The organism is Paenochrobactrum glaciei, from assembly GCF_039522165.1.
Lineage (GTDB): Bacteria > Pseudomonadota > Alphaproteobacteria > Rhizobiales > Rhizobiaceae > Paenochrobactrum > Paenochrobactrum glaciei.
Genome location: NZ_BAAADE010000001.1, coordinates 520,024 through 541,955 on the forward strand (window position 1 = coordinate 520,024; position 21,932 = coordinate 541,955).

The window sequence follows — 21,932 nt, forward strand, 5'->3', positions numbered from 1 at the left end:
AGCCGGACAGAAGATATTGAATAAATGACACAATTCTTCTGCCCATGCTTTATCATCAGGACATTTTCTGCTGTCCGGATCAGCTTTCAAATTCATTCATTGTGTTTGCCAGCTTAAACACAATCATGCACTGTGCAAGATGCTTTCACTCTTGAGCAAGCCGGATCAGGCGAATAGTGGTTAAACCATAATCGCGCTCATCTTCGATGACAAAGCGCTCATCAAGATCAAGCAAAGCATCTGCTTCTTCTTCAAGAATGATAATTGCGTCAGAATTAAGCCAGTTGCCTTCCAATGCCGAAAGCAAAGCCTTTTCGCCAAGACCCTGCCCGTAAGGCGGATCAGCAAAAATCACATCAAAGGCTTCAAGCGTTCCCGCAGGCCCCAACTGGCATGCATTACGGCGGAAAACTTTCGTTTGTCCCTGAAGGCCGAAATTTTCAATATTCTGGCGCAGCAAACCACGGCCTTCGGCAGATTCCTCAATGAAAACGCCATAACGGCCACCGCGTGACAAAGCCTCAATACCCAATGCTCCCGTTCCTGCAAAAAGATCAAGGATACGACCATCCTCAATCTTGTCGGAATATTTATGCATCAGAATATTGAACAGGCTTTCACGGGTGCGATCCGTCGTCGGACGGATCGCATTTGTTTGTGGCGTGGCTAATGGCCGTCCGCGGAACTTACCGCCGACGATCCGCACCACGTCCTCCTGGCTTTCCACCGGATGGGCCGTCACGATATGGCTTATCGCCTCTCGGACGATCACCTTGCGGTCTGTCACCCTGAGGGCGGTCACCACGTGGTTTGTCGCCCCAAGGTTTGTCATTGCGTGGCTTATCACCCCACGGCTTATCGCCACGTGGTCTGTCACTACGCGGCTTATCGCCAAACGGGCGGGCATCACGGGACTTCTCACCACGGGAATAACCGCCGGTAAAGTCTTCAGTGCGGCGAGCTTCACGTGCATTTTCACGTTCACGTTCGCGGCGCCCCGGACGCTTTTCATCATCAAAGCGCGGACGGCGATCACCCTCGGCACGCGGACGACGTTCGCCCTCGGGTCTTGGTGCGCGGTCAAAACGTTCTGAACGCTCACCACGACCTTCGCCATACGGACGTTTCTGGAATGAACCTTCATCGTCTGAACGACGTGGGCGCGGGGTAAAATCACCATCGCGCGGCTTACGTTCAAAGCCACCTTGGCGCTCAGAACCACCCTTGCGCTCAAAGCCACCCTGACGGTCACGATCATTGGAGCGGAACGGACGGTCACCCTGCGGGCGATCCGAGCGTTCACCGCGTGGTGCACCGCCGCGGCCTTCGCCGAATGGTTTACGCTCACGCTTTTGAAATTCGTTACGTTCTTCGCGTGCTGCTTCTGCCTTGGCAGATTGCGGACGTGCACCCGGTGCCATCCACACATTCACACCGCGCGGACGACGGCTTTCTTCCACACGCTCAGCGCGCTTTGGCTTGCCTTGCGACGGGCTGGACGAAATCCACTCACGCGGACGACGAACGCGTTCATCGTGCTCATCATCGCCGCGGGGTGCTCTTGTACCTGCTCCACGCACATCAGAATTCGAAAATTCATTGATGATCGGCGCATCAAAATCAGCGCCCGATTCCTGCACCAGACGCTCGCCCAACTGGTCACGAAGTGTGCGGCCGCGAATTTCGCGCACAGCACCTACTTCCAGATCGCTCAACTGGAAAGGACCAAAGGAAACGCGGATCAAGCGGCCAACTGTCAGGCCGAGAGCGCCGAGAATGTTTTTAACTTCGCGGTTTTTGCCTTCGCGCAGACCGATATTCAGCCAGACATTGCTGCCCTGCTGACGCTCCAGCTGCGCATCAACGCTGCCGTAGAAAATACCGTCAACGGCAATACCGTTTTTCAGCTCGTCCAGCTGTTCCTGTGTCACGCTGCCATGCGCACGCACACGGTAGCGACGCAACCAACCGGTTGTCGGCAGTTCCAGAATACGCGACAGACCGCCATCATTGGTCAGCAGCAACAAGCCTTCGGTGTTGATATCCAAACGGCCAACCGAAAGCACGCGCGGCATATCCTCCGGCAGTGATTCAAATACGGTCGGGCGACCTTCAGGGTCACGGTTGGTGGTCACAAGACCGGAAGGTTTATGGTAGAGCCACAAACGGGTGCGTTCGGTCTGCGGCAGCAATTTGCCGTCCACTTTGATAATATCAGAGCGCTTTACATTCACTGCCGGACTTGTCAGCATTTTACCATTAACGCTGATGCGGCCAGCCGCAATCATGGTTTCGGCTTCACGGCGTGACGCGATACCAGCACGCGCTAAGCGCTTGGCAATACGTTCAGCTTCTTCAACCGGTGCATCTCTGTCACCTGCATCACGGCCGCGTGGTGCATCGCCTTTGTCGAAACGCGGCTTATCACCGAATTTCTTTTCAAACCGTGGTTTGCCGTCGCGATCACCGCGTTCCCGATCACCGCGTTCATTGCCACCACGTTCACGGTTGCCATCACGCGCGCCAAATTCGCGCGGACGACGTTCACCGTCACGCTCGCGGGGCTTGAAGCCTTCACCGCGGCCTGCTCTTTTATCTTGATCGCGGTTTTCTCCGCGTTTATCGAAGGGGCGCTTTTCGCCGTCTTCATTATGATCTCTGCTCATTTAATAATGGCCTTTCAGCAACGGTCGTAGCCGCGCTTTGCATTGATTTCTGGACAATCATCAACGACGTTCATCAACACTAGATAATTCCGTTGGTAAATCGGTTCCGATTTTTAAGTTTATGCAGTAACAAATCAAATGGAAGCATGCGAGCAAAATCTCTGTCAAAGGCGATCAACAATGATGAAAAAACAGGTTAAGCATGAAGATCAGCCTAAAAACGGATTTATGACACAAGCTTTTGAGCAAGCACTGAAAGCGCAAGCCTTAGGCGAGGTACCGATTGGCGCGGTGATTGTGCGCGAAGGCGAAATTATCGCTCGTGCAGGTAACCGCACCCGTCTGCTCAATGATCCGACCGCACACGCTGAAATACTTGCGATCCGGCAGGCTTGTGACCTGCTGAAGTCGGAAAGATTACCGGGCTGCGATCTCTATGTAACGCTTGAACCCTGCGCCATGTGTGCAGCTGCTATTTCTTTTGCACGCATCAGACGGCTTTATTATGGCGCAGCAGACGAAAAAGGCGGCGGTGTGGAATTTGGTGGTCGCTTTTATACACAGCCGACATGCCACCATGCGCCCGACACCTATTCCGGCTTTGGAGAAACGGAATCCCAAAACCTGTTGCGGGAATTTTTTAAACAAAAACGCTAAAGCATTTTGATGCTGCCGGAAACGGCTTCAAAATTATCAAGCAATGTAAAAAAGAAAAAGCCGGACTCAATCCGGCTTTATTCTTTAAGCTAAAATCATCACGCTTTTTGCAAGCGCAACAACCTTAGTTCCAAGGCATGTAATCGCTAAAGCTTTTGCTCTTGCTAGCAGCTTTTTTACGTGCGCGTTCTTTCTTAGCCTCATCATCGCCCTGCTCGCCGATTGGAGCAGTCGTTGCTGGCTGGCGATAGGTCAATGGCGGCTCGCTCAAATAGCGACGCTGATCCGGTGCACCGACTTTTTGCAAATGCAATTCTTTTTTAGCTTCCGCCACACGCTTTGTCGGCGGCTTCGTCAAGTCATAATCATAAGAAGCGGTCGAGTTCGCAGGCACATTCGGCTTAACCGACGGACGGTAGAAAGGATTATCCTGATTAGCAGTTGCTTCATCACGCAGACGTTTGCGGCGCTGCTCAGGTGATTCCGGCCACGCAGAACTGCCCGATCCGGCTACTTTTTCCTGCGGGGCAGGCAAATGCGCAGTCTGGCCAGCGCTTGGACGCACCAGTTCAGGACGTGGCTTATAGTCAATCGGATCTTTTTTGGTCGCAGTGCCAAGCGGGACAATGTTGGAGACATCGTCAAACAACTGCGCACCCGCACTTTTATCGGTACCGTATGTAGGTGAAGAAACGCACCCCGACAGGGAGAGACCGGCGACAGCCGTTGCAAGCACCAGAATTCGTCTATCAATCGTCATAAGCGCCACTTCTTTGTCCGCATCTCACGCGGTATTGTCGCATAAAACCGGCAACTCTAAGGCGAAGCCGGTTCGTTCTTTAAAAAATGCTTCTATAGGACAGAAGCAAAAGCGGCAATCATCGAATTAACACTTTATTCATGATTGCCGCCCAATTGCAGTTAGTCTTTATATTCAGACCAGCTTACCCAACGCTTTTAGTTCGTGCAAGGCTTGTGCATCACGCGCCGAAACATCAGGAAACTCAGAATCACTGCCGACATCGTCGGTGTAACGCCATGAGCGGGCGCATTTGGTGCCTGTCGCCTTTTCAGACACAACAGCCACACCCTTTACATCACTCAACTCAAAGGCTTCACCTTCAACCGGCTTGTCGCTGATGGTCAGGCCACTGGTGATGCAGATTTCGGACATATCCAAACCATCAAGCACCGACATCAAAGATGCATCCGTAATATGAACGCGAGGCGCTGCTTCCAATGAAGAACCAATGCGCTTGTCTGCACGTTCCAGTTCCAAAGCACCGGTAACGACGCGGCGCACATCGCGCACCTTGTCCCATTTCGCGGCCAGAACCGGATTGCTCCATTCTGCCGGAATGGTGCGGAACTGTTCCAGATGGACAGAAACAGCATCTTTATAGCGGTCAAGCCATGCTTCTTCGGTGGTAAATGGCAGCATTGGCGCCAACCATGTCACGATATTGTCGAAGAGATGACGCACGGTCTGAAGGGCTGCTTTACGACGAAGGCTTGAAGGCGCATCGCAATAAAGTGCATCTTTGCGAATGTCGAAATAGAACGCCGACAATTCAATATTGGTGAAATCGATGAGAGCACGGGTGATGCGCTTGAATTCAAACGCATCATAGCCATTGCGAACCAGCTCATCCAACTCGCTCAAGCGATGCAGCATCAGCTTTTCAAGTTCAGGCAGATCGGCATAAGCAACTTCCTCGCCTTCATCATGCGCAAGCGTGCCCAGCATCCAGCGGATGGTATTACGGAGTTTTCGATAAGCATCGATATTGGTCTGGATGATGCTCTTACCCAGACGCTGATCTTCCCAATAATCCGATGTCATCACCCAGAGGCGCAAAATATCCGCACCTGATTCTTTGATGATATCTTGCGGCAGCACGGTGTTGCCGAGTGACTTCGACATTTTCTTGCCGTGTTCGTCCATGGTGAAACCATGGGTCAGCACCGCATTATAAGGTGCGCGGCCACGGGTTCCGCAGCTTTCCAGCAGTGATGAATGGAACCAACCACGATGCTGATCCGAACCTTCCAGATAAAGATCGGCAGGCCATTTCATGTCCGGACGGTCTTCCAGTGTGAACACATGGGTACAACCGCTATCAAACCAAACATCGAGAATGTCGGTTACCTGCTCCCAAGCTTCACCGGCACGGTTGCCAAGGAAACGCTCACGCGCACCTTCTGCAAACCATGCATCCGCGCCTTCAACTTCAAAGGCTGCAAGAATGCGCTCGTTTACGGCTTCGTCCACCAAAACAGTGCCATCTTCACTGGCGAAAACGCAGATCGGCACGCCCCAGGCGCGCTGACGTGAAAGAACCCAGTCAGGACGGTTTTCAATCATCGCACGCAGACGATTCTGACCGGCATTTGGCACAAAACGCGTATCGTCAATTGCACTCAACGCGCGTGAACGCAGCGTGGTGCCATCGCCCAGTTCTTTGTCCATATAGACAAACCACTGTGGCGTATTGCGGAAGATGATCGGCTTTTTCGAACGCCATGAATGCGGATAAGAGTGCTTCATACGACCGCGGGCAAAGAGAAGATCACGGGCAATCAGCTCCTTGATAACGGATTCGTTCGCATCGCCCTTCTTGCCGTTATCATCGATAACGCGTGCCGCACCACCCTCACGGTCAGGGCCAAAGCCCGGTGCATCTGAAGTGTAGAAACCTGCATCATCAACCGGGAAAGGAATAGCCGGATTGATACCGCGTGCTTCGAGTTCACGCGCTGCATCCATCCATGCTTCAAAGTCTTCACGACCATGGCTTGGTGCGGTGTGAACAAAGCCCGTACCCGCATCATCGGTGACGTGATCACCGGCAACAAGCGGCACAATAAATTCATAACCACCGCCGAAGCCTTTGAGCGGATGAGCAGCAAGCATGCCGTTGAGCTGTTCAACAGACACATCACGCAAACGCTTGAATGTCAGTTTGGCTTTTTTGAAACAATCTTCAGCCAAAGCATCGGCAAAAATCAGCTTTTCACCAGCTTGAGGGCCAAAATCATTTTCAGCACCGGTCACTTCATAAAGGCCGTAGGCAACACGCGGCGAATAGGCAATCGCGCGGTTACCCGGGATTGTCCAAGGCGTAGTTGTCCAGATAACGACATGAGCGTCATTGAGTTCCGCCACATTAGTGACAGGGAACTTCACCCAGATCATATCCGATTCAACATCGTGATATTCAACTTCAGCTTCAGCCAAAGCAGTGCGCTCAACAACCGACCACATCACCGGCTTGGAGCCGCGATACAACTGGCCTGTACGGGCAAATTTCAATAATTCGCCGGCAATGCGTGCTTCCGCATGGAAGTTCATTGTGGTGTATGGATTTTCAAAATCACCGGTGATCGCCAGACGCTTGAATTCTTCCGTCTGCGCCTTGATCCAGCCATCAGCAAATTCACGGCATTCCTTGCGGAATTCGTTGATCGGCACTTCGTCTTTGTTCTGGCCTTTGGCGCGGTATTTTTCTTCGATCTTCCACTCGATCGGCAGACCGTGGCAGTCCCAACCCGGAACATAGTTTGAATTATAGCCACGCATCTGGAATGAGCGGGTGATCACATCTTTCAGCGTCTTGTTGAGCGCATGGCCGATATGGATATTGCCGTTTGCATATGGAGGGCCATCATGCAGCACCCAAAGCGGGCGGTCTTTGGCATCTTCACGCAGCTTTTTATAAAGATTCATTTCTTCCCAGCGCGCGACCAGCAGCGGCTCGCGCTGCGGCAGACTTGCACGCATCGGGAAATCAGTTTGTGGCAGATTGAGGGTTTTCGAATAATCGATTTTTGCCGTCGTATCGGTCATATTATATACTTCTAGCCTGTTGCGCCCGTTCATTTTTATGCGGGCAAAAGGAAAATCAAAAAACAGGGGGCCGCGTCACACAGCCGTTCATACCCGGACCTTCCCACATTTTCGCATTCAAGCGACGGGGAAAGCCGGGCCAATAATTCGTATATTGGTTATAATAAGTGTCCGATAACGCGTCATCATGGCAATGCTTTTAGCAATGCCACGCCAAGGAATAAAGACCTGAGGACAAGAATCTTTAACGGACATGTTGATTTTTTGTCTTTTCCGTTCAATCCAACGTAAAATCAAAGCGATAAGTTGCGGTCAAACCAAAACTGAACTGATCGCGTTTGCCGCGCTCTTCAACCAGACTGGATTTTTTCGCAGGCCCCTTCAGTCGCTCATATTCGCTATAAAGACTAGTGGTAATCTTGTCAGTTGTCTTCCAGGTTACGGCAGCACCTGCCCCTAAAGACTTCAAACCACCGCCCGGGTGATATTCCGATAAGCCGCTTAAAGCAGCTTCCTTGGCATCAACGCCGTAATAGGATTTGAAATATTCTTTGCTGGCAAAATTAATGCGTGGCCCGCCCGAAACACGGATCACCGGCGTGACATCATAAAAAGCATCAGCAGCAACTTCACCGACAATACCTTTATGCGCACGGATACCTTGGCGCAATTCACCGCGCACACGCATCCAGTCAACCGGATAAAACTCGGCAAAGCCACCAACTTCACCACCGAATTTCACCGGATCAAGACCTTCAAGATCGTCCGATGTGCCGGAATCACGTTTGAAAATCAGCTTTCCGGCAAGACCGGCAGAAAAACTATAAGTATCAATCAGCGCAAATTCGAAATTATCATTTTGGGAATCGAAGCGCGGCACATCACCGGCACGCGTTATCGAGATCAACGGTTCACCAAAAAGCATCCGGCTGCTTGCACCATCATAGCGCGGTGCAAATTCACCCAAACCACCAATGGTTAAAGACCAGTCACCAGCCCAAAACGGCTTTTTCTCAGATGTCACCACTTCATCAGCAGCCTGAACAGGTAAAGCTGTCAATATAGTGAAAATAGTCACTGTCGCTAAATATGATTTACGCAATACGCTTCCCCTCGCTGTACTCCCCAACAAGTACAGAAACATGAGTAAACTCTTTATAGCACCTTGCAATAAATCAGTAAACTTAGGTTTAAACTGTCATTTTTACGGTTTTGCAGCAGTTAAACAATCAACACTACCATCAAATGACAGTTTCTGATCAAGCGGTGATAGTGGTTTAACAGCGGCTAACAGCGCACGCGCTTCTGCCTCGTCCTGACGCATTTGTTCCATCAGCGGTTCCAGCCCGTCAAATTTCACTTCGCCGCGCAAAAAGCCAAAGAAGGAAACCGTGGCAAGCTCACCGTAAAGATCACCGGAAAAATCAAATAAGAAGGTTTCAAGCAGCGGCACGCCATTATCCGTCACAGTCGGGCGACGGCCATAACTTGCCACACCATTATAAAGCGTGCCGTCTGCACGACGGAAACGCACGGCATAAATACCATGTTTCAGATGGGTTTGTTCCGGCAAATGCATATTGGCGGTTGGAAAACCAAGCTCACGGCCAAGTTTGCGGCCATGCACCACTTCGGCGCGCACCTGATAACGGTGACCAAGAAGACCGGCCGCCTGCACCACATCGCCGTCACAGAGAAAATCACGAATACGGCTTGAAGAGATTTGCGTGGCGCCCTCGTCGCAAAAAGCATCGACCAAAGTCACGCTGAAACCTGCTTGTTTGCCCGCGCCCACCAAAAATTCCGGTGTGCCGCGTCGTGCTTTGCCAAAGTGGAAGTCATAACCGATAACCACACCACTGGCCGCAAAGTTTTTCACCAAAATCGTATCAACAAATTCTTCAGCGCTCAGAGCAGAAAACTCAGCCGTAAAAGGCTGTTCGATCACCGCATCAAAGCCTAAAATCTCAAGCAGATAAGATTTTTCACGCGATGGTGTCAGGCGATCAACTGGCTCATCCGGTTTGAAGAAAGAACGCGGATGCGGCTCAAATGTCAGGGCGACGCATGGCCGCCCCTGACTTGCTGCCAGTTCCAGCGCTTGTTGCAGCACAGCCTGATGTCCGCGATGCACGCCATCAAAATTACCAATAGCCACGACAGCATGGCGCAAATGCGCAGGCAGATTATCCGTGGTATCAAGACGCTGAAATGGCTGTTTGGACATGAAATTGCTCTGTGCGTTTTATTTCAGTGCGATTAAACGAGATGTCTGATCGTCGCAACCGGCTGATGGCCGTGCTTGTTCAAAAACGTTTTCAGCTTTTCAACATCCACGGTTTCTGCATCAATATAGTCGGCCGCATGCACGCCGCCGGAAATATAAAGAACATCAACACCAAATTGTGCCGCACCCTTTACATCAGTCAGGATACCATCGCCAATAGCCAAGATGCGCGATTTTTCGACGCTACGGCCAAGAAGCTTTTCGGCCGCCTTTAATGCAGCGGCATAAATCGGATGATGCGGCTTACCGGCGACCTGTGTACGGCCACCCAGCAAACCATAATCACGCGCCAAAACACCGGCACACCAGATCATGCGATTGCCGCGTTCCACCACCAAATCAGGATTGGCACAAATGAACGGCAGATTACGGGCACGGAAACGCTCCAGCATTTCGGTGTAATCTTCAGGTGTTTCTACTTCATCATTAAAGAGACCGGTGCAGACAATACCAGCCGCTTCAAACTCTTCCACCACTTCGACATCAAGACCATCAAAGATCGCATATTCATGCTCAACGCCGATATGGAACACTTTGCGCGGGCCTTCGGCAATCAGATCGCGGGTTACATCGCCCGAAGTCACAACCACATCATAAGCATCATCAGGCACACCTAAGGTGCCAAGTTGTGCCACAACGCCCGGAAAAGGACGCGGAGAATTGGTAACCAAAATAACCTTCACGCCTTTGGCGCGTGCACGCTGCAAAGCCTCACAGGCGAGCGGGAAAGCTTCCTCACCATTATGCACAACGCCCCACACATCGCAGAACAGTACATCATAATCATTGGTGAGATCATCCAGACGCTCAGGAAATTTCATGCCAATCCTCATTAAACAAACTGCAAGGAACCCGTTTAGAACAGATCCGAGATTGATGAGCCGTCATCATTTTAAAAATTGCCGGATCATTTGCCCACATATTTAAAATGACAATTTATAGTTTCACGTCTGCTCCTCTAACGCATGGCGGCACGCATGTCACGCCTGCATGCAAACTCAGCGCTTGCGATAACTAAAAAATTACAAAAAAGCCGATGATTCTACGAAGGTTTCAAAGAAAACCGCCATTATTTTTCATAAAGCTGACATGTTTAAGCGGCTTAATAAGCAGGCTGAAATATGGCTTGATAGTTTGAAAAGCGACCCGCGCACCCCATAATTTACAAGGTGACGGCAGACTTGCAAAAACAGAAATGAGAATTTTGCATTTCTTTCTTAATCATAAACGCTTCCCGACCTTGACATTAAAACAGGTCATTTCTATCTATTTAGCAGGTTAGCACTCGGGGAGACTGAGTGCTAATACCGTGGATCATAAGGTCCATGGAGGGGTTCAACTTTAATTTTTAAGGGTTTAGATCATGGCTGAGACCAATTTCCGCCCACTTCACGATCGCGTTGTTGTCCGTCGTGTTGAGTCGGAAGCAAAAACCGCTGGCGGCATCATCATTCCTGATTCCGCAAAAGAAAAGCCATCAGAAGGCGTTGTTGTCTCTGTAGGTTCCGGCACACGTGATGAAGCCGGCAAGCTGGTTGCACTGGACGTTAAAGCTGGTGACAAAGTTCTGTTCGGCAAGTGGTCCGGCACAGAAGTCAAGATCGGCGGCGAAGACCTGCTGATCATGAAAGAATCCGACATTCTGGGTATCCTCGGCTAATTCATCTGCGCAGTGCATTGCTTGATGCACCCTGATGAACGCCGGTATTTTTGCCGGCAGTTGAGATATTCGATTTAACCACCAATCTGACCGGGACAATTCCCAGGAGATATAAAATGGCTGCTAAAGAAGTAAAATTCGGTCGTTCAGCGCGCGAAAAAATGTTGCGCGGCGTCGACATCCTTGCAGATGCTGTAAAAGTAACACTCGGCCCTAAAGGTCGTAACGTTGTTATCGACAAATCCTTCGGTGCTCCACGCATCACCAAAGACGGTGTATCGGTTGCTAAAGAAGTAGAACTTGAAGACAAGTTCGAAAACATGGGCGCACAGATGCTGCGCGAAGTAGCTTCCAAGACCAATGACACAGCTGGTGACGGTACAACAACCGCTACCGTTCTGGGTCAGGCTATTGTTCAGGAAGGCGCAAAAGCTGTTGCTGCCGGCATGAACCCAATGGATCTGAAGCGCGGTATTGATCTGGCAGTAACTGAAGTTGTTGCAAACCTTCTCGGCAAAGCCAAGAAGATCAACACTTCTGAAGAAGTTGCTCAGGTTGGCACCATCTCCGCAAACGGCGAAGCAGAAATCGGTCAGATGATCGCTGAAGCCATGCAGAAAGTTGGCAACGAAGGCGTTATCACTGTTGAAGAAGCTAAAACTGCTGAAACAGAGCTCGAAGTTGTTGAAGGTATGCAGTTCGACCGCGGTTACCTGTCCCCTTACTTCGTAACCAACCCGGAAAAAATGATTGCAGATCTGGAAGATGCATACATCCTTCTGCATGAAAAGAAGCTTTCCAACCTTCAGGCTCTTCTGCCGGTTCTCGAAGCTGTTGTTCAGACCTCCAAGCCACTCGTCATCATCGCTGAAGACGTAGAAGGCGAAGCACTGGCAACTCTGGTTGTTAACAAGCTGCGCGGCGGCCTGAAAATTGCTGCTGTTAAGGCTCCGGGCTTTGGCGATCGTCGTAAGGCAATGCTCGAAGATATCGCTATCCTCACCGGTGGTCAGGTTATCTCCGAAGATCTCGGCATCAAGCTGGAATCCGTAACCCTCGACATGCTTGGCCGTGCGAAGAAAGTTGCAATCAGCAAAGAAACCACCACTGTCGTTGACGGTGCAGGTGCAAAAGCTGAAATCGAAGCCCGCGTTGGCCAGATCAAGCAGCAGATCGAAGAAACCACTTCTGACTACGACCGTGAAAAGCTGCAGGAACGTCTTGCTAAGCTTGCTGGCGGTGTTGCAGTTATCCGCGTTGGCGGTGCAACTGAAGTTGAAGTTAAAGAACGCAAAGACCGCGTTGACGATGCTCTGAACGCAACCCGTGCGGCTGTTGAAGAAGGTATCGTACCAGGTGGTGGTACTGCATTGCTTCGCGCTTCTGCAAACATCACTGCAAAAGGCATCAATGCTGACCAGGAAGCTGGTATCAACATCGTTCGTCGCGCTCTGCAGGCTCCTGCTCGTCAGATCACCACAAACGCCGGTGAAGAAGCATCTGTTATCGTTGGCAAAATCCTCGAAAACGCTTCTGAAACCTTTGGTTACAACACTGCAACCAACGAATATGGCGATCTGATCAAAGCTGGTGTTGTTGATCCGGTTAAGGTTGTTCGTACTGCTCTTCAGAACGCAGCTTCTATCGCTGGCCTGATGATCACCACTGAAGCCATGATTGCTGAACTGCCGAAGAAAGACGGCGGCATGCCAGCAATGCCAGGCGGTGGCATGGGCGGCATGGGCGGCATGGACTTCTAATCAGTCCTGCTTCCAATCACTTACAAAGAAGCCCCGGAGCAATCCGGGGCTTTTTTTATGTCACTGATTCTACAAATGAATTTTTGAACTTGCTGATAAATCACTACGCAGAGTTGATATGCATAGATGCAATGCGCGCAGTTAGATTTATTTTTAATGGTCGCGTTACCATGAGGGGTAGTTTCTTCAAAGAAACTTATAAACTTTGCCCCAATCCCACAGAGTTGTGATTGCGCATAGTTTTAAAACATGCTCTGTCTTATGAGTGAGATATGTACATATATGAATTTCCCATCCCCCCACTTTTAAGGGAAGTTCATTCTCACATTGGAAAGGCAGGCCTTAAGTGCCTGTCTTTCCTTTTAAAAACATAAGTCATTTCATAAAAACGCTTATTCGGCCGCCTGTGCACATTCAGGGTTTTGCGCTGCATCATATTGCAAACGCGCATTTTTGACCCTTTGCTCATTGGCAATTGCCCATGCACTTAAACCGCGCACCGGTACAAGCAAATCACAGCCCAGATCAGTCAGTTGATATTCAACTTTCGCTGGCACGCCCGGATAAACCGTACGCAGCACAAAGCCGTCGCGCTCCAGCGAGCGTAGTGTTGTCGTCAGCATCTTTTGCGAGATGCCGGTTACCGTGCGCCGCAACTCGTTAAAGCGCATTGGCCCATTGCCAAGATAACTCACAACAAGCACAGTCCATTTGTCACCAACACGCGATAAAATCTCGGTGACGGCCTGACAGGCAGGTGTAACTTTAAATAATTCAGGTTTCAAAAAAGTGCCTCCTTGCCGATACATGTTAGTTACTTATATAGAGCAAGTTACCATTGGTTACCAGAGCCATTCAGTTTCCACAAACCGGACAGGCCCACACTAATGTAAGATTTTACGTATTTGCGGTGAACAAGCACTCCAATGCGTCACCGCCAATATCTGGCTCAACGATGAGGTTATTTAAATGAGCAAACTTAAAGTCGCCGTTATCATTGGCAGCACCCGTACAGAACGTTTTGCGCCAACCCCTGCCAAGTGGTTTGCAGAAATTGCAGCACAGCGCTCTGATCTCGAAGTTGAGGTCATCGACGTTGCAGACTACCCGATGGGTTTCTATGGCGATCCTTCAACTACAGAAGCTCAGAACCAGGCTGCTGAAAACTGGAAAACCAAACTGCGCTCATTCGATGCCTATGTGCTCACTGTTGCAGAATACAACCACGCCCCTACCGGTGTTTTGAAAAACGCCATTGACCATGGTGACTGGATCCAGAAGCCAATGGGCTTTGTCGGTTACGGCGGTGTTGGTGGTGCGCGCGCTGTTGAACATCTGCGTCAGATTGCAGTTGAAATGACCTCCATGTCTGTCAAAACCGGCGTCCATATTCTGTTCCCGGAATATCTGGCCATCGTTAAAGGCGAAAAGACACTTAACGAATTTGCCCATCTCAATGATGCAGCAAACACCATGCTTGATCAGCTGCAGTGGTGGGGTTCAGCTCTTAAAGACGCCCGTTCTAAATAAAATATAATGGAGCAAGCCGGATAAAGCACTTCAATTTGGAGTGAACCGGCTTGCTCTTCGCATATTCTCGCTTATGTTCTTAATTAAAGAGACTGAAGGAGAAACTGCATGCGCAAAGAACATCCGATCAGCACAGCCCCGCAAGACGGCACCAAAATTTTGGTGCAGTGGATTGACGAAGACGATCAGACCAATGAGTCGGTCGCACAATTTCGCGCTTTGGATCGGCTACGATCAGGCGGCGGAGACTGGGATGAAAATGACACCGGCTGGTGGATTTTCACCGACAGCAAAACCCAGAAAAAGATCGAACCGGTTTTATGGATTACCGAGGATGAGGATAATCAAGAAGCCTGATCCCAAGCGGCTTTATCTTGGTTCTTTTCCCCCACCGTCCATTTCGGCTTTATGTCCCATGCGATAAAACCGGCGCATGGAAACAATCCCACATCTAAATCAGATGAGAAAACGGAGTTCCTGAATGACTGCTACCCGTGTTGAAACCGATAGTTTTGGTCCGATTGAAGTTGCTCAGGATCGATATTGGGGCGCACAAACAGAACGCTCTTTGCATAATTTCAAGATCGGCGGCGAACGCCTGCCGCTCCCCCTCATCCATGCTCTAGGCATTGTCAAACAGGCAGCAGCTGAAACCAATATGGAACTCGGCAAACTGGATCCGGTCTTGGGTCGCGTTATCACCATTGCCGCAGCGGAAGTCGTCAACGGCAATTTTGATGATCATTTCCCGCTCGTTGTCTGGCAGACCGGCTCCGGCACGCAATCCAATATGAACGCCAATGAAGTGATCTCCAACCGCGCCATCGAATTGATGGGCGGTGAAATGGGCAGCAAAAAACCTGTCCACCCGAATGATCATGTCAATATGAGCCAGTCGTCGAATGATACATTCCCGACCGCCATTCACATTGCGACAGCCATGGAAACAGTCAACAAGCTGTTACCGTCGCTTGAATATCTGACCAAACATCTCAAAGACAAAGAAAATGCCTTTGCGAAGATTATCAAGATCGGCCGTACCCATACACAGGATGCAACCCCTGTTACACTCGGTCAGGAATTTTCCGGCTATCGTGCAGCGCTTGAATATGCCCAACACCGCATTAAACAGAGCCTTGAAGATGTGATGTTGCTGGCACAGGGCGGCACAGCAGTCGGCACAGGTCTTAATGCACCGGAAGGTTTCGACACAGGTTTTGCCGATGCTGTTTCAACCATTACCGGTTTAAGTTTTAAAACCGCCCCGAACAAATTTGAAGCGCTTGCCAGTCATGGCGCAATTGTGCAATTCCACGGTGCGCTCAACGCACTGGCGGCTGATCTCTTTAAAATTGCCAATGATATCCGCTTTCTGGGTTCCGGCCCACGCTCCGGTCTTGGCGAATTGAAACTGCCGGAAAATGAGCCGGGCTCATCAATCATGCCGGGTAAGGTGAATCCGACACAGGCCGAAGCACTGACTATGGTTGCGACACAGGTTTTTGGCAACAATACCACTGTAAGCGTTGCTGCCAGTCAGGGACATTTTGAGTTGAATGTGTTCAAGCCGGTTATCATCTTCAATGTACTACAATCGATCCGCCTGCTCACTGATGCAATGCGTTCTTTTGCCGATCATTGTATCGCCGGTATTGAAGCTGATGAAACCCGAATTCAGGCACTACTTGAACAATCATTGATGCTTGTGACAGCGCTTGCTCCGGCGATCGGTTATGATAATGCCGCAAAAATTGCAAAGACTGCCCATGTCAACGGCACGACTTTGCGTGAGGAAGCATTAAAAAGCGGGCTTGTTTCAGAAAGCGATTATGATCGTCTTGTGCGCCCTGAAGATATGCTGGCGCCAACGCCAAAAAAATGAGATGATTTGTAGGTTCAGCGCGGCTTTACGGTAAAAGCCGCGCTGTATCGTTCACAAAATAGATACAATCAGTCGACCAAGCACTGACTTTAATGGACAGCATACAAGGTGTATTTAATCTGTAATTACAAACGGAGATACCTATGTCATTCCAAAGTGAAACTGCAAATTCCGGCCTTAACAGCATTGCTGTTCTTATCGGTCGTGTTTTTATTTCCATCCTGTTTATTCTTGCCGGTTGGGCAAAACTGACCGCAATCAGCGGTACTGCCGGATATTTTGGTTCACTCGGCCTGCCGATGCCAACTGTCACCGCCGTTCTGGTTGGCTTGATTGAGTTCCTCGGTGGTCTTGCCATTCTCGTCGGCTTCCAGACACGCATTGCTGCTGTGATTGTTGCTCTCTTCACCATCGGCGCAACCTTGGTGGCGCATATGGATTTCTCCGATGGCCTCAATGTCATGATGGCACAGAAAAATCTGGCAATTGCCGGTGGTCTTCTGGCGCTCGCAGCATATGGCGCCGGCAGCTATTCGGTTGACGCAAAACTGCGTTAGAGCATAATTCCTTAAACTTAAATCAGTTTAAGGTAAAATTATGCTCTAATTTTAAAGTGTTAGAGCGCCGTGTGCCAAGTCTGGCACACGGCGCTCTAATCAAATCCCCCGTCTGACATTTTAAGAAGCCGAGCCTTACCCGTACAGCTTTTTAGCATTTACTTATATATAAAAACGACTTATTTCTATCAGTGTTCAAACTATATCCGGCATGAAAGCCGCAGCAAATTTATATTCTATCCGGCTTTTTTTCATGCCGCTCAGGCTCTGTCTGATTTTATTTTTAAATACGCATAGCGCCTGTCAGGGCATATTTTTTAATTTATTTAACAGAGATTATTATGGCTCTTTCACCAGCACCACATGGCCAGCTCAATGCGGCTGCCCCTCCCCATGAAAATTACACCTCCGCACTATCAAGTTTGGCGGCATTATTCTTTTTATTCGGCTTCATCACCTGTTTAAATGATATTCTCATTCCGCATTTAAAGGGCGTTTTTCAGTTGAATTACACCCAGACAATGCTGATCCAGTTTTGTTATTTCGGCGCATATTTTATTGTCTCGGTTCCTGCCAGTGCCCTCATCAGCCGCATTTCTTACAAATGGGGAATTGTAGTCGGCTTACTTATGGCAGCACTTGGTTGCGTCTTATTCATTCCGGCCGCCTCCTATAAAATTTACGAACTCTTTTTAGGAGCACTCTTTGTGCTGGCTTCCGGCGTTACTATTTTGCAGGTCGCAGCTAATCCTTACATCACCATTCTGGGCACACAAGAAACAGCTGCAAGCCGCCTGAGCCTGACACAAGCCTTCAATTCGCTGGGTACCACCATTGCACCGTTTTTCGGCTCATATCTGATTTTATCAGCCGTTGTCACCGATGCAGAAACCACCGCATCTGCTGATAGTGTGCGTTTTCCTTATCTGCTGCTGAGCCTTGCTTTATTGCTGCTCGCCATCATCTTTGCTGTCTTAAAACTGCCGGATGTGCGGCGAAAAATCGAAGTGCAAGAGGTAGCTGAAGGCTCGGCATGGCATTACCGCCATTTGCTTTTAGGTACATTGGGTATTTTTCTTTATGTCGGCGCAGAAGTCAGTATCGGCAGCTTTCTGGTCAATTTTTTAAACTTGCCTGAAATTGCCGGTCTACCGGAAAACCAAGCCGCACATTATGTTTCATTCTATTGGGGCGGTGCCATGCTTGGCCGCTTTATTGGCTCGGCCGTTATGCGCTATGCGGACAGCCGAAAAGTGCTTGCCTTCAATGCTTCGATGGCAATTTTACTCTTGTTTGTCACTGTGCTCACCAATGGCTCACTGGCGATGTGGGCGGTATTATCGATTGGCCTGTTCAACTCAATCATGTTTCCGACTATTTTCAGCCTTGCCGTTAATGGCTTAGGTAAACATACCAGCAAAGCCTCCGGCATTATATGTCTGGCCATTGTTGGCGGTACAATTGTGCCACTCATGCAAGGCATGATTGCTGACTATATCGGCGTGCAGCTGGCCTATATCATGCCCGTCATTTGCTATATTTATATCGGCTATTATGCATTGATCGGCAGCAAACCTGCTTGAAACAAAAAAGCCGGTCTCAAAAGACCGGCTTTTCATCATTATCCTGCTGGATTAATCAGCGCTTGCCAATCCTTGACGAATACGCGCAATCACATCCTGCACGCGCGGATGGTTGATATTGCGACGTGCGGCCACCAGACAGGCTTGTGAACGCAGGATCACGCCATCCTCCAGCACTTTGAGCTTATTCGCCCGCAATGTGGAACCGGTCGAGGTGATATCGACAATCATATCTGCTGAACCTGCCGCAGGTGCCCCTTCCGTTGCCCCCAGACTTTCAACAATGCGATAGACCTGAATACCGTGTTTTTGTGAGAAAAACTGCTGTGTCAGGCGCCAATATTTGGTGGCGATACGCAAACGGCGGCCATGACGCTGGCGGAAGTCTGCCGCCACATCATCCAGATCAGCCATAGTTGTCACATCGCGCCAAACTTCCGGAAGCGCCACAACCACATCGGCATGGCCAAAACCAAGCGGCACTTCAATGCTCACGCGCTCATCGGCATGGGCTAAAGTTTCACGGATCAGATCTTCACCGGTTACGCCCAGATCAACCGAACCATAGCCGAGCTCACGGGCGATTTCGGAAGCTGACAAAAACAAAATGTCGAGATCATCCACGCCTTCAACGCGGGCGCGATAGTTACGATCATCGTCGGGTAAAATCACCTTAAAACCGGCAGCGCCCAGAATTTCCAATGATTTTTCTTTTAACCGCCCCTTGGACGGCAGTGCTAAAACAACACTCATAATGGCTCTCCGGCAAGTTTGCGCAACCGGTCAAGCCAGATAGAAAACCCAACACCGGGAATTGGTTCGCTGGCACCCAGCATGGTCAGCAAACGATCATAACGGCCGCCACCGACAATCACCTGCTCTTCGCCATCTGCCGTTTGGCGGATTTCATAAACAAGACCGGTGTAATAATCGAGCGGACGACCAAAAGAAGCATCATAAACAAGCTTGTCTGTATCAATGCCGCTGGCCGCAATAGCACGCGCACGCGCCTCAAATTTCTGGATTGCTGATGCCAAATCCAGATTATGATCGGCGGCAAAGGCACGCAATGTAACCGTTGCCACATTAAGAGATGCCCGAATATCCAGAAAACCTTGCAAGGCAGACAGAGCAGCGGCCGGAAATTTAATGGCGGCCAGATCTTCTTTTTCAATCAGACGGCGGGCAATTTCTGACGGAGTGCGGCCGGCCGAAGGCGAAATACCTGCCTCCTGCATTTCCAGCTCCAGCACTTGTGCCAAGCCCGCTTCATCGCCTTCTGCGATCAGTGCCATAATATTGTCAGGCAGCTGATCCTGTGGCTGGGGCGCAGACAAATCAGCCAGTGTTGTGCCTAAACTTTTCTCGTCGCCAAAAGCACGCAGCAGTTTTTTGCGCCAGCCTTGCGGCAAGCCAAGTGCTTTAACAAGCGCTGCAAAAACCGCCTGATCACCCAGCACAATGTCAAAATTAACATCAGGGGCAGCAGCTTTTACGCAAGCCAGCGCATCAGCGATAGAACGGGCATCCGAAGAAGCCTCGTCCGTCTCGCCTAAATCTTCGATGCCGGCTTGCAAAAATTCGCTCGCACCATCACGGCGCTGGCGGAACACTTCACCCAAATAAGCGTAACGCTTAGGTGTGGCGGCATTCAAGGCAATATGATTACGGCAGACGGGTATTGTAAACTCCGGACGCAAGCACAGACTGTCACCATTCTCATTTTCAGTGAGAAAAATACGTCTGCGCAAATCTTCACCCGCCATATCCAAAAAAGGATCAGCAGGCTGGATCAGTGGAATAGATACCAGATCCGCTTCCATGCTGGTCAGCGCGGAAGAAAGATCGCGAATAAGAGAAGAATTACCCGTCATGCGATTAACTCAAACCTTTCGCGCGGTCTTCAGCCTGAGCGCTCAGAATTTTTTGAACCTCAGCCACCAAATCCTGCTCTTTGACAGTGACCTGAGCCGGACGGCTGGCGCGCCACTCTTCATTGCTTTCAATTTCACCGGAAAGGCGCTTGCCTTCGATCAAATCTTTAATCTGCACTTCGCCGAGCGCGCGTTCATCACCGCCTTGAATGATGGCAAGCGGCGAATTGCGACGATCAGCATATTTCAACTGATTGCCGAATTTCTTCCAATTGCCCTGATACATCTCGGCGCGGATACCCGCATCACGAAGGCTCTGCGTAAATTTCTGATAATGGCCCAAGCTTTCCGCATCACCATCCATAACAGTGACGAGAACCGGTGCAATAGTTTCTTCCTGCCCGAGCTTCCCAAGATTTTTCAAAGCGGTCATCAAACGTGACACACCGATGGAAAAACCAGTTGCCGGAACCGGCTGGCCGCGGAAACGCGACACCAGACCGTCATAACGGCCACCACCACCGACAGAACCGAAGACAACTTTTTCACCTTTTTCATTGGTGACATCAAATTGCAATTCGGCTTCATAAACAGGGCCGGTATAATATTCGAGACCGCGCACAACTGACGGATCGATTTTCACGCGACCCTGATAGTTGCCGGCATCAAATAGTGCCTGCATCTGAGCAAGCTCTTCAACGCCTTCAACACCGCGTGCATTGCCTTCAACCACTTTGCGCAAATTGGCAATGGTCTGCTGGCCGTCTTCGCTGCCAGCCGCCGTAAATTCCAGCACTTTGGCAATCGCTGCTGCGTCCAGTCCGGCGCCTTTGGTAAAGTCGCCGGATTCATCACGGCGGCCTTCGCCGAGCAGCAGCTTCACGCCTTCTTCGCCGAACTTGTCGAGCTTATCGACAGCGCGCAAAACGTTAAGGCGGCGATTGGCATTTTCATCACCGGCCAAGCCGATCAATTCCAGCACGCCGTCCAGCACTTTGCGGTTGTTAACACGGATAACATAATCACCACGTTGAATGCCTAAGCGCTCCAGCGTATCAGCAGCCATCATGCACATTTCCGCATCAGCCGCGACGCCCGGTCCGCCTACTGTATCAGCATCAAACTGCATGAACTGACGGAAACGGCCTGGACCCGGCTTTTCGTTGCGGAACACCCAGCCATTGCGATAGGTGCGGAACGGTAACTGAATTTCATTGAAATTTTCGGCCACATGACGGGCAAGCGGCGCGGTCAGATCATAGCGCAGCGACAGCCATTGCTCATCATCATCCTGCAATGAAAACACACCTTCATTCGGGCGATCCTGATCCGGCAGGAACTTGCCCAGCGCATCAGTATATTCCACCAGCGGTGTTTCAATCGGCTCAAAACCATATAATTCATAGACAGAGCGGATCGTCGCCAGCATTTTTTCTGCGGCGCGCAAATCCTCCGGCACCCGGTCAACAAATCCACGTGGCAAACGCGCTTTCATTTTAGCGGTTTTATCCGTCATATCTCATGCCCAATCACTGGTTATCACTTAATTATTGCGGCGCAGTGCCGCCTTTCCCTGTCCGTTTCCTAACCGATCAAATCCGGTGCGGCAAGGGTACTTATCGCCATGCG

General features: G+C 50.2%; 19 protein-coding genes. 8 read left to right on the forward strand and 11 right to left on the reverse strand.

Annotated elements, in window-relative coordinates; genetic code table 11:
- Nucleotides 1-145 precede the first annotated feature (145 nt).
- Together rsmD and ABDZ76_RS02575 are read right to left on the reverse strand one after the other, a co-directional pair.
- A complete protein-coding gene (rsmD, locus tag ABDZ76_RS02570) occupies nt 146-706 on the reverse strand; it encodes a 16S rRNA (guanine(966)-N(2))-methyltransferase RsmD (RefSeq protein ID WP_343800877.1) in 561 nt (186 codons plus the stop codon).
- Complete coding sequence (locus ABDZ76_RS02575; protein ID WP_343800880.1) at nt 687-2,666, reverse strand: pseudouridine synthase; 1,980 nt, start codon at nt 2,664-2,666, stop codon at nt 687-689. Before ABDZ76_RS02575 ends, rsmD begins: the two co-directional genes overlap by 20 nt.
- Before the next feature lie 180 nt (nt 2,667-2,846).
- On the opposite strand from ABDZ76_RS02575, the gene ABDZ76_RS02580 reads away from it, so the two are divergent.
- Entirely contained in the window at nt 2,847-3,323 is a 477-nt protein-coding gene (locus ABDZ76_RS02580) for a nucleoside deaminase (RefSeq protein ID WP_374844517.1), read from the forward strand.
- A gap of 124 nt (nt 3,324-3,447) precedes the next feature.
- On the opposite strand, the gene ABDZ76_RS02585 is transcribed toward ABDZ76_RS02580, so the two are convergent.
- From ABDZ76_RS02585 to ABDZ76_RS02605, 5 genes are all read right to left on the reverse strand, one after another.
- Nucleotides 3,448-4,083 (reverse strand): hypothetical protein, encoded by a 636-nt coding sequence (locus tag ABDZ76_RS02585; protein WP_343800883.1) that lies wholly within the window; start codon nt 4,081-4,083, stop codon nt 3,448-3,450.
- Nucleotides 4,084-4,257: 174 nt separating this feature from the next.
- Complete coding sequence (gene ileS, locus ABDZ76_RS02590; protein WP_343800886.1) at nt 4,258-7,170, reverse strand: isoleucine--tRNA ligase; 2,913 nt, start codon at nt 7,168-7,170, stop codon at nt 4,258-4,260.
- A 277-nt stretch (nt 7,171-7,447) separates the two neighbouring features.
- Complete coding sequence (locus ABDZ76_RS02595; protein WP_374844518.1) at nt 7,448-8,272, reverse strand: MipA/OmpV family protein; 825 nt, start codon at nt 8,270-8,272, stop codon at nt 7,448-7,450.
- 102 nt (nt 8,273-8,374) lie between these two features.
- Nucleotides 8,375-9,397 (reverse strand): bifunctional riboflavin kinase/FAD synthetase, encoded by a 1,023-nt coding sequence (locus tag ABDZ76_RS02600; RefSeq protein ID WP_343800889.1) that lies wholly within the window; start codon nt 9,395-9,397, stop codon nt 8,375-8,377.
- 32 nt (nt 9,398-9,429) lie between these two features.
- Nucleotides 9,430-10,278 (reverse strand): TIGR01459 family HAD-type hydrolase, encoded by an 849-nt coding sequence (locus tag ABDZ76_RS02605; protein ID WP_343800892.1) that lies wholly within the window; start codon nt 10,276-10,278, stop codon nt 9,430-9,432.
- Nucleotides 10,279-10,820: 542 nt separating this feature from the next.
- Here ABDZ76_RS02605 and ABDZ76_RS02610 point away from each other — a divergent pair.
- Complete coding sequence (locus ABDZ76_RS02610; protein ID WP_343800895.1) at nt 10,821-11,117, forward strand: co-chaperone GroES; 297 nt, start codon at nt 10,821-10,823, stop codon at nt 11,115-11,117.
- A gap of 116 nt (nt 11,118-11,233) precedes the next feature.
- Nucleotides 11,234-12,877, forward strand: a complete 1,644-nt coding sequence (gene groL, locus ABDZ76_RS02615; RefSeq protein WP_343800898.1) for a chaperonin GroEL — start codon at nt 11,234-11,236, stop codon at nt 12,875-12,877.
- 392 nt (nt 12,878-13,269) lie between these two features.
- Here groL and ABDZ76_RS02620 read toward each other — a convergent pair whose 3' ends face one another.
- The gene (locus ABDZ76_RS02620; RefSeq protein ID WP_343800901.1) at nt 13,270-13,662 is read right to left on the reverse strand and encodes a winged helix-turn-helix transcriptional regulator; all 393 of its coding nucleotides are present in this window, start codon (nt 13,660-13,662) and stop codon (nt 13,270-13,272) included.
- A 184-nt stretch (nt 13,663-13,846) separates the two neighbouring features.
- Here ABDZ76_RS02620 and ABDZ76_RS02625 point away from each other — a divergent pair, with 184 nt between their 5' ends.
- The 5 genes from ABDZ76_RS02625 (at nt 13,847) to ABDZ76_RS02645 (ending at nt 18,429) form a co-directional block, all read left to right on the forward strand.
- On the forward strand, nt 13,847-14,407 hold the full coding sequence (locus ABDZ76_RS02625; RefSeq protein ID WP_343800904.1) for an NADPH-dependent FMN reductase: 561 nt from the start codon (nt 13,847-13,849) through the stop codon (nt 14,405-14,407).
- Between the two features lie 108 nt (nt 14,408-14,515).
- Nucleotides 14,516-14,764, forward strand: coding sequence for a hypothetical protein (locus tag ABDZ76_RS02630; protein WP_343800907.1), 249 nt, complete (start codon nt 14,516-14,518; stop codon nt 14,762-14,764).
- Nucleotides 14,765-14,888: 124 nt separating this feature from the next.
- Entirely contained in the window at nt 14,889-16,289 is a 1,401-nt protein-coding gene (gene fumC / locus ABDZ76_RS02635; protein ID WP_343800910.1) for a class II fumarate hydratase, read from the forward strand.
- A 143-nt stretch (nt 16,290-16,432) separates the two neighbouring features.
- Nucleotides 16,433-16,846 carry a DoxX family protein gene (locus ABDZ76_RS02640; RefSeq protein ID WP_343800913.1) on the forward strand — a complete coding sequence of 138 codons (414 nt, stop codon included), beginning with the start codon at nt 16,433-16,435 and terminating at the stop codon, nt 16,844-16,846.
- 341 nt (nt 16,847-17,187) lie between these two features.
- Nucleotides 17,188-18,429, forward strand: a complete 1,242-nt coding sequence (locus ABDZ76_RS02645) for a sugar MFS transporter (RefSeq protein WP_343800916.1) — start codon at nt 17,188-17,190, stop codon at nt 18,427-18,429.
- Nucleotides 18,430-18,480: 51 nt separating this feature from the next.
- Here the strand turns inward: ABDZ76_RS02645 and hisG are convergent, their stop codons facing one another.
- Genes hisG through hisS form a run of 3 tightly spaced genes read right to left on the reverse strand, consistent with a single transcriptional unit; the run spans nt 18,481 to nt 21,819 of the window.
- The gene (gene hisG, locus ABDZ76_RS02650; RefSeq protein WP_343800919.1) at nt 18,481-19,182 is read right to left on the reverse strand and encodes an ATP phosphoribosyltransferase; all 702 of its coding nucleotides are present in this window, start codon (nt 19,180-19,182) and stop codon (nt 18,481-18,483) included.
- Nucleotides 19,179-20,303 carry an ATP phosphoribosyltransferase regulatory subunit gene (locus ABDZ76_RS02655; protein ID WP_343800922.1) on the reverse strand — a complete coding sequence of 375 codons (1,125 nt, stop codon included), beginning with the start codon at nt 20,301-20,303 and terminating at the stop codon, nt 19,179-19,181. The genes hisG and ABDZ76_RS02655 overlap by 4 nt, the downstream gene beginning before the upstream one ends.
- Before the next feature lie 4 nt (nt 20,304-20,307).
- Nucleotides 20,308-21,819 (reverse strand): histidine--tRNA ligase, encoded by a 1,512-nt coding sequence (gene hisS / locus ABDZ76_RS02660; RefSeq protein WP_343800925.1) that lies wholly within the window; start codon nt 21,817-21,819, stop codon nt 20,308-20,310.
- Between the last annotated feature and the right edge of the window lie 113 nt (nt 21,820-21,932).